Origin of the sequence: Pseudoalteromonas sp. MelDa3 (genome assembly GCF_002863625.1) — a bacterium.
GTDB classification, from domain to species: Bacteria; Pseudomonadota; Gammaproteobacteria; order Enterobacterales; family Alteromonadaceae; genus Pseudoalteromonas; species Pseudoalteromonas arctica.
In genome coordinates, this window is record NZ_PJBR01000106.1 from 1 (window position 1) to 14271 (window position 14271).

Here is a 14271-nt window from a genome sequence, read left to right on the forward strand (position 1 = left end):
AATTTAGCGGGCTTTTTTTATTTGTTAATTAAGCTTATACCAACCTGCTTATATAGTTAGTATTGAACCTAAATAAACTTAACAGTAGTAATCCTAATAAACCTGCCAATGATCCGCCACTTGAACCAGAACTACTTTGTTGCTTTTGCACTGTAAGAGATAACTCTTTAGCAAAAGTGTCATTTGTTTGAGTGTCAGTAACATTCAACGTTACACTAAATGCCCCGTCAGTTTGATAAGTATGCCTTGGGTTTTGTAAGTTTGATACCGCACTGCCATCACCAAAATCCCAACTGTAAGTATAACTATTAAAGCCGCCGGTTACTTGCGCATTAAATTGAGCGCTTAAATCATTTACTGTAACGTTTGCGTCTATGCTAAGCGGAACAGTTGCCGTTACATCAACCGCTTTAGTTTGCTCCGTGCCTTCGTTATCTGTCACTGTAAGCGTTACTTGGTAATCACCAGAGTATAAATAATTATAAGTGAGCGATTGCGTCGTTAAAGTACTTCCATCCCCTAGCTGCCAATTATAAGTATACGGTGCGACTCCACCTGTAAACGAAGCTTGAGCTGTTAATATTCCTTGGTTTATTTCATATTCAATTTCATTTACAGATAATGGCTCAGCTAATGTAACTTGAGCTACAGCTACTTGCTGTGAAGTATCATTACTTGCCATAAACTCAACGCTATAGGTGCCATAGTCTTGGTATTCATGAGTAGGCGTTAACTCTGTGCTTGAGCTACCATCGTCAAAATTCCACGTGAATTTATCCGCTGGCGTGAGTGCAAAACCTTCTACATTAAAATTAACGATTAAACCTGTTTTGGTAAAATTAATACCTTTAGTAACATCGTAATTAAGCTCTACTTCTATATCTTCACTATCAGCTGACTGGCTTATAATATTAAACCCAAAGCCAACCTGTGGAAGGGCAACGCCCGATGACTGTTGCGCTGAAAAGCTATAGTCGGTTTTATCAGTAAATTCTGTAATAGCTGATAAATCATCATCACCTAATCCAGCTCGCTGTGGATATAAACTAAAAGCAGCATCACGAATTTGAATTGCTGAAGCAGCCGGAGTTTGCGTACTGCCTTTATTTATCGAGCGCTGATCAGCATCTACCACTAATGCAAAACCACTACCTGGATGCTCTGTCGTGTTGTTATCTGCTTGAGATTCATTGCTATACCACAATAATAATCCCGGTGAGTACTGCTCTGCTTGCAAACTACTATCAACGCCTGTGTATGAACGCAATTGTAAATAGTAATGTGATGGCGATGCATATGTGTAACTACCTATTTTTTCAAAGCCATTAAACTCGGTGTTAATTTGATCTTGTGCATTATTTTGCCAAATTAAAGTATCACTTTGCACAATACGCATATCATCCACAACAAAACCATAATAATGTGTGTTCGCATCTGTTATGTATTCAATTTTTAGATCAATGATTTGCCCAGCATAAGCTGATAAATCAAACTTATGAGTTAAATAGCCGTTAGGCTGCTTAGCATCACTATTAAAAAATGAATCACCTGATATATACGGACCAATGTCACCATAGTATGGGTTTATTGCTTGCGTATAATTACTAGCAATAGGCTCCCCATTTACTTTTACCTGTACTAAATCATAGTCGCGCTCAATACTGTAATAAGCAATAAAGCTTAAAGTAAGTGCCTCAGTTGTGTTTGGTAGCGTTACTGTATTAACTAAGCTGTTACTAACATTGTCGCCCGTATTTGAATAGTATTGAAAATCGCCTTCTACTGGCGTTTTAAATTTTTCGAGTCGAGATGGCAGTGTTATTTTTATTTGGCTTTGTAGTTGTGAATTACTCGCAGTATTAATTAATGTTTGCTGTGCGTTAGCATCTATCTCATCCATATCAAGCGTGAGCTGATTAACCCAATTACCCTGGTATCGATTTTGTAAATATTCAAGCGCATAAGGGCTAAACATAACAGGCTCTGAACCTCGTGGCGAACCTGCCCAACTTCCTGTCGACATAACTGACCAAGACGCAACAGGCTCACCTACCGTGTTAGATTGTAAGTCGTATTCATCTAATAATCCCAAGTCATGCCCAAACTCATGCACCACCACGCCAATCCCAGCATCAATTGGATTAATTGTGTAACCAAAGAGTTTAATACTGCTGCCTGCAATCTCGCTCGGCCCGCTATTTTCATCAAATACATAATAGCGGTGCGACCAAATAGCGTCGGTGCTTAGGTAACCGCCACCTGCTTCCTCGCCAATACTAGAATGAAAAATCATTACATGGTCAATAATGCCATTGGGTTCGTTAATAATTCCATCGCCATCAACATCATCTAAATCAGTTAAATCATAGTCCGCTAAATTAATATTAAACTTTGCAACCGCCTTCTCCACAGCCTCTTTGACTAAAGCGGGCGCATTTTTATCACGCGTACTGCCTTGGCGTTCACCATATATTTTTGCATTACTATCAGCGGTTACCCAGCCATATACCTGCCCGTTAAAGTTTAAGCTATTACCAGACGCTGCTTTATAATAATCTGCAGCCGTTGATAAGCTTTGTCCATCAGGGCCCGCATAACCTTGAGTATTAAAAAGCATTTGCTGATAGTGTTCAGTTGAATAATCAGCGTAAAACATGTCGGTGTCTTGCTCTACAAGTCGATTATCGTCATGTTTGAGGTCAGGAAAATCAATTAAGATAGCTAACACTTTTACATCATTAACGCTTTGATCAGGCACTAGCGACGTTGAAAAAGCGGCTTGTTGTTTATTTGTGTTTGAAAAATCCGTAGAGGAGGATTTAAATTGCCTAAAGCCATTTTTAATTGAGTGATTGGCAACTTCTTTGTTACTCATATATGACTTAAATGAACTATCTAACTCACTAGAGGATATTTGGTCTCTTTTTTTAAGCCAATATAAAATACGTTCCTCGTTAGTTATACCAACATCATGCGGGCTTAAATTATTAGCCGCTACTATAGGGCTTAATAGCGTAGTTAAAAGCGCAATTAACGTCACTTTTTTCACTGTGTTTTCCTCAAACATAATTATGTAGTAATCATACCTAATAATAGAAATTTAAACATGCGATAAGAACATATAGTTAACATGTGCAATAAAGGTTAATGGTCTGTCACACTCTTTTATAACTAAAATCAAACACACAACCTAAAACGCATAATTTCTGCTAGTTAACTCAGTTAAATACAGTATTTCTGAAGATTTAAATTAAAAAAAGCTACAAAACGAATTTAAAATGCAAAAAACCACTTTCAAGGTTGACATAAGGGTTCAAAACCCTTAAAAATAAACCTATACAGAATTTTTAATTTAAAAGCAGTGTTTTGCTAAGTAGAGTAAAAACTATGAACACACAAATTAACCTTTTAGTCGTACTCGTACTGGTCTTAGTTATAAGCCCAGCGGGGATGTATTAAAAGGTGATACTGCTTTTTAAAAACCCTCGCACTACGCGGGGGTTTTTTTATGCATAAAAAAAGCGCACAGAGGAATGAGGATGAGCAAACAAGAATATAATGGCTCTGAACTAGTAGTTCAGGCATTAAAAGAGTTAAAGGTAAAATACATATTTGGCTACCCCGGTGGTTCGGTTTTAGACTTATATGATGCACTTTTTCAGCAAGATGATATTGAGCATATATTAGTACGTCATGAACAAGCTGCCACACATATGGCTGATGGTTATGCTCGTGCTACTGGAGACGTTGGTGTTGTACTTGCAACCTCAGGCCCTGGCGCTACAAACTGTATAACGGGTATTGCAACGGCCTACATGGATTCAATTCCTATGGTTGTATTGTCAGGCCAAGTGCCTACAAGTTTAATTGGTGACGATGCATTCCAAGAAACTGATATTGTTGGCTGTTCTCGCCCTATAGTTAAACACAGCTTTAACTGTAGAAGTGCCAAAGAAATCCCAACAATCTTAGCTAAAGCCTTTTATATAGCCAGTACAGGTCGTCCTGGACCTGTTGTAGTTGAGCTTCCTAAAGATATGCTTAACCCTGCTATAAAGTTTGAATACGAATTTCCTAAAACAACAGAGCTAAGAACATACAGCCCTAATACTAAAGGGCATTCAAAACAAATTCGTAAAGCGGTAACAACTATTCTAGAGGCCAAAAAACTGGTTATCTATTCTGGCGGTGGTATTGTTATTTCAAATACGTCAGAGCAATTAACGCATTTAGTTGAGTCGTTAAATGCGCCCATTACCAATACACTAATGGGGCTTGGCGGCATATCAGGTGTACATCCAAACTTTGTAGGTATGCTAGGCATGCACGGTACGCTTGAGGCCAACAAAGCAATGGCAAACGCCGATGTGATTTTAGCGCTTGGTGCTCGTTTTGATGATCGAGTAACTAATAACGTTAAAAAGTTTTGTCCAAATGCCACAATTGTACATGTAGATGTAGATCCAACTTCAATTTCAAAAACAATCAAAGCGCATATACCGGTTGTAGGTTGCTTAGCAACAGTACTAGAACAACTACAAACGGGTATTGATAAAAGCCCAATTAAAATAGATCGCAGCGCGCAAGAAGATTGGTGGCGCCAGATTATCAGCTGGCGTGAACAAAAATGTTTAAGCTACAACACAGATGGCGACAAAATTAAGCCACAAGCCGTTATTGAAGCTGTTTATAAAGCCACTAATGGCGATGCTTACGTAAGTTCTGACGTTGGTCAGCACCAAATGTTTGCAGCGCAATATTACCCATTTAAGCATCCTCGTCAGTGGATAAATTCAGGCGGCCTAGGCACTATGGGCTTTGGCTTACCTGCTGCTATGGGCGTAAAATTAGCCTTTCCTGATAAAGAATCTGTATGTATTACGGGTGATGGCTCTATTCAAATGAATATTCAAGAGCTATCTACCTGCTTGCAGTACAACCTAGCTGTAAAAGTTGTATCACTCAATAACCGCTCTTTGGGTATGGTACGCCAATGGCAAGATATGGTTTACGGCGGTCGTCATTCATCATCTTACATGGACTCACTGCCTGATTTTGTTAAGTTGGTTGAAAGCTACGGGCATGTGGGTATTAAAGTAAACACACTTGATGAGTTACAACCTGCAATCGATAAAGCTATGAGCATAAACGATCGTTTAGTCTTTTTAGATATTCTTGTAGACGAGAAAGAACATGTATACCCAATGCAAATCAAGTTAGGTGGCATTGATGAGATGTGGTTACGTAAAGGAGTAAAAGCATAATGCGTCGTATTTTATCTATTCTATTAGAAAACGAACCAGGTGCACTGTCGCGTATTGTTGGGCTTTTTTCACAACGTGCATACAACATTGACAGCCTAACTGTTGGCACAACTGATGATCAGTCGTTATCACGTATTACCATTACCACCATGGGTGATGACAGAGTGGTTGAGCAGATCACAAAACAAGTTAACAAATTAGTCGACGTGCTTAAAATTATCGATTTAACAGAAATGAGTCACATTGAGCGAGAGTTATTGCTTGTTAAGGTATTTGCTCAAGACGAGACGACTCGTGCAGCGGTTACCCGCGTAGTTGATGTGTTTCAGGGTGTTATTTTAGATATGGGCCGACAAAGCTATAGCCTGCAACTAGTGAGCAGTACAGACAAAATAGAATCGTTTTTAGACACACTTCGCCATGAAACCGATATTATTGAAGTTGTACGTTCTGGTGCTGTTGGCATTGGCCGAGGCGATAAAGCCTTAAAAGCATAAATTTATAATATAAAGGCATCAATTGATGTCTTTATTAAACATAAAAAAAAAGAGCTAAATAGCTCTTTTTTTATTTTAATTCGTTAAACCTATTAAGGGTTTACTTGGTCTTTAAGACCTTTACCTGCTTTAAAGCTTGGGATAGTTGCCGCTGCGATTTGGATCTCAGCACCCGTTTGTGGGTTACGGCCAGTGCGAGCTGCACGTTCTTTTACTGAGAAAGTACCAAAACCAACTAATGCTACTGAATCACCTTCTTTTAAAGAAGAAGTTACAGCACCTGTAAACGCGTCAAGAGCACGAGTAGCAGCGGCTTTAGAGATTTCTGCATCAGTAGCAATTTTTTCAACTAATTGAGCTTTATTCATTGTTAGATTCCTATTCGTTATTATTTTGCCTTCGCAAAACCTATCTTTATGCATTTTTAAAGAGTTAGCAACAGCAAATTGCATTTTTTGCTTAAATTCTTAAAAAATGAGTAAAATTTAAATAATTCTCGGTAGAATACAGCGTGTTGGGTTAACAAAGACTTAATTTGAGTACAATTTTGGCGCAAGTTAAGCAACTGGGTAAATAAGCTATATTTTTTCGATAACTAAGGTCACTTCCCCGACCTCGACTCCAAACTTAACAATAGATGTGCGGTTTATCAAGCGCGATTGTGTAACCAGGTACATCCAATCGTCAAAATTCACTTCTAAAGTACTGCCATCGTATGGAAGCTCTACATCATAATTCCAATGAAATACGCTGCCGTCACTTTTGCCTTTTGCTGTACCTATAACATCAGCTGCTGTCCCCGTTAAACTATTGTCTTCATTTAATGTTATTTTCCAGATTCGCTTTTGGGTTTCGCCATCATCATAAATAAAGTCTTCTTCAATAACGCCCTGGTTACCGTCCCAAGTCGCATTCATATCTACGACAAGCTTTCGGGTCAATTCGCCTTTAAAGTCTTGTACAACACCATAGGCTTTCAAATTTCCGCTAAAAAACGTTTTAAAGTCGAAATTTGGCGATGTATTTTTATAATGTTCAACATTTGGTGCCGAACAGCTAATTAAAAGTAGAGCCGAGAGGCTCATAACAGCTGCTTTTAACGTGTTTAATATGTTCATATTAATTCCCTAATAATTGCTTTCGTAGTTTTGGCTCAGAGGTTTTTTCATCAAGCCAAATAGCTAAAAAGTCACTCGAAAATTGAGGTTCATCAATTTCACCCATTTTTTCATCATTATGATAAAAAGTGCTCATACCTTGCTCATTTGTCACCAATGTTAGTGAGTCACCCTTTTTTATATCAGGCCAAATAGACAACAATTTACTGTCGTATTTATCTGCCAGCCCTGTTTTTCCAAGATGTTCCCACTGCTCATTTGTTGCTTTTACTATTTCTTTAGCGTCAAAGTCACGTAAATAGGTAAGCTTAAACTTAACAGGATGTGTTCCTGCGCTGTAATTACCTGAAGGGGTAAATAGCACGGCGTCATATACATCCCAAAATAAATACTCCATTCGTGCTTCGCCTACTTTATTAAATTGTGTGTTAGCTAAAACAATTGAAGTGGTAAGTAAATAAAAAGTAACTGCCTTTAGTAAAAATTTCAAAATAAGCTCCCTTTGAGTCAATGGGTAATGTTACGAAATAGAAATTGTGGAAGATCAGCGATTGATAAATAACTTGATTTTTTGGTTTATAAAAAGAATAACAGTAAACACTGTAGACCAAAGCGCCCCGTAAACGAGCCAGAATTGCCATAAAGGTAAACCTAAACTTATTACTTCAAAGCGCGCTCCAGCCCAATAACTTGCTGGTGCAAATGCCATACATACCAAAAAGGCCTGCCAAAGCTTTAATTTACTCAAAAAAACCATAGAGGTATTCAAAGAAAGTAATAATGCAGCCCATAAAAAGACGAGCCATAGAGGGAAGGGATAAACTTTAAATTCTAACAAGCCTAACTTTACCGCTATAAATTCTAACAATAGTGCTAAAGGTAGGGCTTTAATTAACAGTAAGGAGTCTTGTTTTTTCTGCTTTGACAAACAAAACATTAAAACAATAATCAAGCCACTAAAAAGTAGCGAATTGGCTTCAAGCAGCAGTGATAAAAACCACACTGCTTGAAATAAAACAAAATTAGTAACCGAGCGCAATATCATCGTTATCACTAGTAAAACGAGGTTTACGCGCCATTAAATGTACCGTACTTGTTGCTCTGGCTCTAAACGCACCTTCACAATAAGCAAAATAAAATAACCATAAACGATAAAAGCGTTCATCAAATTTAGAGCGGTCTAAATCAGGCCAGCTTTTTATAAAACGGGTTCGCCAATCTGCTAATGTTCGTGCGTAGTGAGCGCCAATATCATTAACAGTGTGAATAACCATATCGGTATTATTTTTAATCTGCTCACTCATTTCGTTAAGCGATGGCAAACATCCGCCCGGAAAAATATACTGCTGAATAAAGTCAGAGTTTTTTAAGTAGTGCTTATAACGCTGATCGCCAATAGTAATTGCTTGTATAAGCATGGCACCATCGTCTTTTAGGAGCTCACCACACTGAGTGAAAAAGCTCGGCAAATAATCATGACCAACCGCTTCTATCATTTCGATAGAAACAAGCTTGTCGTATTTACCTTTTAGTAGTCTGTAGTCGAGCTTAAGTAATGTTATTTTACTTTCAAGACCAAGCTCAACAATCTTGTTAGCTACATAATCATGTTGCTCATCAGATATGGTTGTTGTTGTTACATGGCAATCGTAATGTGTGGCTGCATATATAGCAAATGCCCCCCACCCTGTACCAATTTCGATTACTGAATCATTTTTTTGAAGCTCAACTTGCTCACAAATGCGTTTAAGCTTGTATTGTTGAGCCTCTTCAAGTGTCGCTTCTTTTGTAGGATATACAGCACTTGAGTAAAGCATTTCTTTACTTAAAAATGATTCGTACAAATCATTACCTAAGTCGTAATGAGCAACAATATTTTTCTTAGAACCCGATTCTGAATTTTTGTTTTTTATGTGATTAAATCGGTGTGCGATATTACTAAGAAATGCGAATTTTTTTTCAAACTCATCGAGTTGCTTTTCGTTTATAGCAAATATCTCAATGAATGAAGTTAAGTTGTCACAAGACCAATGTCCCAAAATATACGCTTCGCCAGCGCCAACGCTTCCAGATAACGCAAACGCTTTATACATAGCTTTATCATTAACTGTTACTGTTGCTTTTAACGCAGACGATACATCACCAAAAACTGTACGCTCATTTCCTTCAATTAAAACAACTTGACCTGTTTCAATTGACGAAAAGGCTTTAGTCACTAATTTTTTATATATATTAGTTAACCAACTAGTGCTTTGTTCGCAATTTAAGCTCGACACTTTATCCATTAAAATACCTATTAATTGTCCTGACTACCTATGTGCTTTATGGCTTACCTGAGTGACCTAAAAAAGGCACTCGCTTTATAAACAACTTTAATGCTTGATAATAAATACCTTTGAAAATAGACCATGTCATGGCCGGAAAACGTTTAAACAACTTATTAATCTCTTCGTTAGTGAGGTCTTTACGTTTCAAGCGAAGTGTTGCATCAAATAATAACTCTTCATTTCGCTTATTTTCAATGTGTATCAATGTTTTATCAGGCGATTGTTTAACATGCCAATGATAGTTCATATCCAGATTCATAAAAGGTGATACGGAAAAAACCTTCTTAAAGTTCACTTTTTTTTCTAAAGGGACTAAATAATAATGACGTTCGTTCCATGGCGTATTACTCACTTCAGCTATCATATACTTAAAACGGGTGTCGTTGTGGCCAAAAAAGTAAAAATTAACAGGGCTAAAATACACACCAAAACAACGAAGCTGCCCTAACATGTAAATATGAGAAAAGGTTTCAGTAATACCTAAATTGGCAAGTTGATCATGCGCACGCTCAATAAGAGGTCGTTTAGCAAGTTCTGAAGTGTCTTTAAGATAATCAGCTTCATTAAATTTTAACGCTTTTAAGCCTGACGTACCTATGTGTTTATGCACACCATTTAGTTGTTGAGGATTATTTAAATCTACCCACATCATATACAAAGGGTAACTAAAACGATGTTCTTTAACAGCAAAACGGCGATGTTTTATATCGCCTAAATACACTGCACTAGTCAAATTCGACCCCAAGTTGCTTGGCTACATCTACACCACTGTGTACGCCATCTTCATGAAAACCATTGTACCAATAAGCACCACAAAAATAACTATTGTTTTGTCCATCAATACTGTGTTTAAGCTTTTGAGCAGCAATTGACTCTTGGTTAAATACAGGGTGATGATAAGTAAACTCGCGCAAAATTTTACTTTGGCTTATTCCTTCAAGGTGATTAAGCGTTACACAAAACTGTGTATCCGATTGTATACCTTGCAAAATATTCATTTGGTAAGTAACAACAGCTGCTTTATCAGTGTTGTTATTAAGTAGGTAGTTCCAACTTGCCCATGCCGCTTTTCTATCTGGTAAAAGGCTTGTATCGGTGTGCAGCACAACTGAGTTTTCAGTGTAAGCTATTGCACCCAATACTGACTTTTCTTGCTCAGTCGCATCACCAAGTAGTGCAAGCGCCTGATCTGAATGACAAGCAAATATTACTTTATCAAATTTACTTTGCTCACCATTGGCAAACTCTATTGTTACTTCATCATTTTGACGCGTAACAGATTTAATATCTGTATTAAGTTTAATTTTATCAGCAAAGCCTCTGATCAGTGGCTTAATGTACTGACGAGAGCCACCTGGTACTACATACCACTGTGGTCTGTTTGTTACATCTAAAAGGCCATGATTAAAGAAGAACTTAACAAAAAATTCAACGCCTACATTTTCCATTTCTTTAATACTGGTAGACCAAATAGCTGCGCCCATCGGAAGAATATAATGGTATTTAAAAAAGTCATTAAAGTGATTGTCACTAAGCAGTTGCCCTAATGATTGATCAGATTGGTAATCATCTTTTTCATGTAGTGCTTTACACAGTTTGTTAAACCTAACAATGTCGTACAATAATCGCCAAAACTTAGGTCTAAAAATATTACGACGCTGTGCAAACAGGCTTGTAAACGTATGGCCATTGTATTCAAAGCCAGTGGCTTCGTTATGAACACTAAAGCTCATTTGGGTTGTTTGTTTATCTACACCAATACGCGATAGTAACTTTTCAAAGTATGGGTAAGTTCTGTCATTAAATACAATAAAGCCAGTATCTATTGCGTATTTTATGCCGCACACATCAACATCAACCGTTGCAGTGTGGCCACCGATATAATCATTTTTTTCAAATACGGTTACATCGTAATGTTTATGAAGCAAATGCCCACATGTTAAACCAGATACACCAGTTCCTATTATTGCTATTTTTTTCAACGGGCTAATCCTTTTGCGATTTTAAGCCAAATTGGGAGTGGTAAAATACGTAATGCTTTTAATATAAGTGTAAAACGGTACGGAAAGTGAACATCTTTTCGGCGCTTATGTATTCCCTTAATCATATAGTCTGCGGCTTTTTCAGCGGTAACGGCCATAGGCATCGGGAAATCATTTTTATTAGTAAGCGGAGTTTTCACAAAGCCAGGGTGAACTAAAGTCACATCAACATCATCTAAATCAACAGCTAAGCTTTTTGCTAAGTAACTTACACCCGCTTTTGATGCACCATAAGCTTCTGAACGAGGTAGCGCAAGATAGGTAACACTTGAGCTGACCAAAACAAGCTGACCACCTGAATTTATTTTAGGAAGTAGCGCCTCAAGGCAATACCCCATAGAGAGTAAATTTACGTTTATTACACGTTCAAACAATGCACTATCAAAGTTTCGTGCGTCATCTATGTATTCACAGTTACCCGCGTTTAAAATAACACGGTCAAAATGAGGAAAGCCAACTGTCGACTCTTTAATGTCTTGTAGATTAGTTGCATCAAATTTACATGCTTGAATATTGTCGTATTTAGCAAGCTCAGCGAGCTTTTCACTATTACGGCCACAAGCTATAACAGTGTCTCCCAACTGCGCATATTTAATTGCTAACTGCTCACCAATACCAGAAGTAGCACCCGTTATAAGTGTGATCATAATTAACCTGCCCTTTTATCAATTAGCTTTATAACACTACCAAGTAAAGGAATATGTTTGTACAGCAACTCGCCCACATTAAAGTAGTCTCTGTGCTTGATAATTTTGCCGTCTTTAAAAATAAGCTTGCTATGACCTTCTACCGAAATAGTTTTACCTGATGAAAGCTTTGGATGTGCATAGTGCATAGTCCAATAAATAAAAGCATTGTTTCCGCTATTAAACGAATCACTAATATCAAACTGGCAATGCTTAACATTGCTATATAAGTTAGCAAAGTACCTGCGCAATTGTACAATGCCGTTAATTTCATGCATTGGGTCTATAAACTGTATGTTGTCACAGTAAATATCACTCAATAAATCAAGATTAGTGCTATCAAGCTGTTGGTATATTTCAACAAATTTATCTACTGGTAACTGGTTATCCATATCACACCTTAAATGCAGCAAGTGCACGTTCTCGTGCCGCTTTATGATCAACTATTGCTGGCCAGTAACATTCCTTATCTTTACCTATTGCGGCTAAATAAGTGTGTGGAAAATGAATGTGTTTATCTGGCACGTTTTCAAGCTCTGGCAAATACTTACGGATAAACTTGCCAGTTGGATCAAAGCGCTCGCTTTGTCTGATAGGGTTAAAAACTCTAAAGTAAGGCTGAGCATCACACCCGGTACTTGCAGCCCACTGCCAGCCACCATTATTTGAGGCTAAATCGCCATCAATTAGGTGCTGCATAAAAAAGCGCTCACCTTCGCGCCAGTCTATTAATAAATGCTTAGTTAAAAAGCTCGCAACAACCATACGTAAACGATTGTGCATCCAACCGGTTTGCTTTAGTTGTAGCATTGCAGCATCCACTAACGGGTAACCTGTACGCCCTTCACACCATGCTGTAAATTCATTTTCGCTTTTACGCCACACTACGGCGTTATACTTTTCGTTAAAGTTATCACCGCGCGAAAGCTTCGGAAATTCAGCTATTAAATGCCTGTAAAATTCGCGCCAAACAAGCTCGTTAATCCACGTAAACGTTTTACTTTTTGACGTAGTTAAAATATCAGGATAACGCTGCTGAATATTAATAAGCAGCTGTTTTGTGCTTACAATACCAAGTGCTAAATACGGGCTTAAACCTGATGTGCCTTTTACGCTGGGTATATCACGCTGATCATCGTAGCTTGTAAGTTTGTCACATATAAAGTTATCGACCACAGTAGAAAGTGTTTCGTCGTCAACCGGCCACTTATCTGAGCATCCATTACTTTTTAGTAAGTCGCTTTCATCAAATTTTATTGGATCAGAAGTTAAAGGCCATTGAGGCAAACTAAAGTGTGTATCTTGATGCTGCTTTAACCATGCTCGCTTAAATGGAGTAAACACTTTATACATTTCATTACTTTGATTTTTAACCGTTCCAACAGGTGCAATTAAATCACCTTCGTACAAAGTAAAAGTAATTGAAAGCTCATCGCATTCGTGCAAAATTGCTTTATCGCGGTTTACTTCATTAAGCTCATATTCTGTATTAGCAATTACGTGTTTTACATCGTTTGATTTACAAAAATCAATAAGCTCACGCGTACAATCACAAAAGCTTGGCGCTTCAATAATATGTAAAGTAATACCGTAATCAGCAAGTTGGGATTGAAGGTAAGTAACTCGGCGCTTGAGTAGGTCAATCTGAATAGGCGCAGTTTGGTGTTGTTGCCACTGTTTTTCAGACACAAAAAAAATGGCGTGTTTAGCGCCATTGTTTAGCGCTTGAATTAACGCTTCGTTAGAAAAAAGGCGCAAATCGCGCCTAAACCAAAATAATGTATCCATTAAATACCAAATCGTAGTTTTAAATCGTGAGGGTAAGGGTTAAAAAACACTTGTTTTTCAAGGTACTCATTTGGGTGAACCTTCAAATGATGTTTTAACAAGGTAAGTGGTACATACAATGGCACCAAACCTTCGCGGTATTCATCTATCGCATCACGAAGTTCTTGTTTTTCAACCTTCGATAAATCAGTTTTAAAGTAACCTTGTAAATGCATTAGCGTGTTGCAATTATTTCTTCGAGAAGCCGGTTTTTTAAGACCCGTCATCAAACCTAAAATATATTCATCAGCAACTGCATTTATATCATCACCTACATAAGTTCCCAGCAGGTTACCCAAATCACGATAAGCTTGATAATTATGAGCCATCAACAAGTACTTATACTGAGAGTGAAATTGAGTAAGCTTATGAACCGTAAGCGGCTCTTGTACTAACTTTTGCCAGTTTTTAAATACGTAAATTCTCATTACAAAGTTTTCACGTAAATGCATGTCGTTTAAACGTCCGTTTTCTTCACATGGCAATAATGGGTTGTGCTTCATTATTTGC

14 protein-coding genes are annotated in these 14271 nt (G+C 37.7%); 2 read left to right on the plus strand and 12 right to left on the minus strand.

What is annotated here, in order from left to right:
- Nucleotides 1-34: 34 nt before the first annotated feature.
- Nucleotides 35-3049, minus strand: coding sequence for an immune inhibitor A domain-containing protein (locus CXF89_RS16345; protein ID WP_121955200.1), 3015 nt, complete (start codon nucleotides 3047-3049; stop codon nucleotides 35-37).
- Between the two features lie 490 nt (nucleotides 3050-3539).
- Between CXF89_RS16345 and CXF89_RS16350 the strand changes: the two genes are divergently transcribed.
- Complete coding sequence (locus CXF89_RS16350) at nucleotides 3540-5264, plus strand: acetolactate synthase 3 large subunit (RefSeq protein ID WP_010552970.1); 1725 nt, start codon at nucleotides 3540-3542, stop codon at nucleotides 5262-5264.
- Nucleotides 5264-5761, plus strand: a complete 498-nt coding sequence (ilvN, locus tag CXF89_RS16355; protein ID WP_007580691.1) for an acetolactate synthase small subunit — start codon at nucleotides 5264-5266, stop codon at nucleotides 5759-5761. The genes CXF89_RS16350 and ilvN overlap by 1 nt, the downstream gene beginning before the upstream one ends.
- Nucleotides 5762-5853: 92 nt before the next feature.
- Here the strand turns inward: ilvN and CXF89_RS16360 are convergent, their stop codons facing one another.
- From CXF89_RS16360 to CXF89_RS16410, 11 genes are all read right to left on the minus strand, one after another.
- Nucleotides 5854-6129, minus strand: a complete 276-nt coding sequence (locus CXF89_RS16360; protein WP_002962474.1) for an HU family DNA-binding protein — start codon at nucleotides 6127-6129, stop codon at nucleotides 5854-5856.
- A gap of 210 nt (nucleotides 6130-6339) precedes the next feature.
- Complete coding sequence (locus tag CXF89_RS16365; protein WP_024592211.1) at nucleotides 6340-6879, minus strand: DUF3833 domain-containing protein; 540 nt, start codon at nucleotides 6877-6879, stop codon at nucleotides 6340-6342.
- Between the two features lies 1 nt (nucleotide 6880).
- Nucleotides 6881-7369: a chalcone isomerase family protein gene (locus CXF89_RS16370; RefSeq protein WP_010552972.1), complete on the minus strand. Its 489-nt coding sequence runs from the start codon at nucleotides 7367-7369 to the stop codon at nucleotides 6881-6883.
- A 54-nt stretch (nucleotides 7370-7423) separates the two neighbouring features.
- Nucleotides 7424-7924, minus strand: coding sequence for a DUF2878 domain-containing protein (locus CXF89_RS16375; RefSeq protein WP_007580697.1), 501 nt, complete (start codon nucleotides 7922-7924; stop codon nucleotides 7424-7426).
- Entirely contained in the window at nucleotides 7902-9164 is a 1263-nt protein-coding gene (locus tag CXF89_RS16380; RefSeq protein WP_121955201.1) for an SAM-dependent methyltransferase, read from the minus strand. Before CXF89_RS16380 ends, CXF89_RS16375 begins: the two co-directional genes overlap by 23 nt.
- Before the next feature lie 37 nt (nucleotides 9165-9201).
- Nucleotides 9202-9939, minus strand: coding sequence for a DUF1365 domain-containing protein (locus tag CXF89_RS16385; RefSeq protein WP_121955202.1), 738 nt, complete (start codon nucleotides 9937-9939; stop codon nucleotides 9202-9204).
- Nucleotides 9932-11188, minus strand: a complete 1257-nt coding sequence (locus CXF89_RS16390) for an NAD(P)/FAD-dependent oxidoreductase (protein WP_121955203.1) — start codon at nucleotides 11186-11188, stop codon at nucleotides 9932-9934. The genes CXF89_RS16385 and CXF89_RS16390 overlap by 8 nt, the downstream gene beginning before the upstream one ends.
- Nucleotides 11185-11895, minus strand: a complete 711-nt coding sequence (locus CXF89_RS16395; protein WP_007580704.1) for an SDR family NAD(P)-dependent oxidoreductase — start codon at nucleotides 11893-11895, stop codon at nucleotides 11185-11187. The genes CXF89_RS16390 and CXF89_RS16395 overlap by 4 nt, the downstream gene beginning before the upstream one ends.
- Before the next feature lie 2 nt (nucleotides 11896-11897).
- Nucleotides 11898-12326, minus strand: a complete 429-nt coding sequence (locus CXF89_RS16400; protein ID WP_121955204.1) for a nuclear transport factor 2 family protein — start codon at nucleotides 12324-12326, stop codon at nucleotides 11898-11900.
- A gap of 1 nt (nucleotide 12327) precedes the next feature.
- Entirely contained in the window at nucleotides 12328-13722 is a 1395-nt protein-coding gene (gene phrB / locus CXF89_RS16405) for a deoxyribodipyrimidine photo-lyase (RefSeq protein WP_121955205.1), read from the minus strand.
- Nucleotides 13722-14271: YbgA family protein (locus CXF89_RS16410; protein ID WP_121955206.1), on the minus strand; the 550-nt coding region annotated here is incomplete at its 5' end. The genes CXF89_RS16410 and phrB, both read right to left, overlap by 1 nt.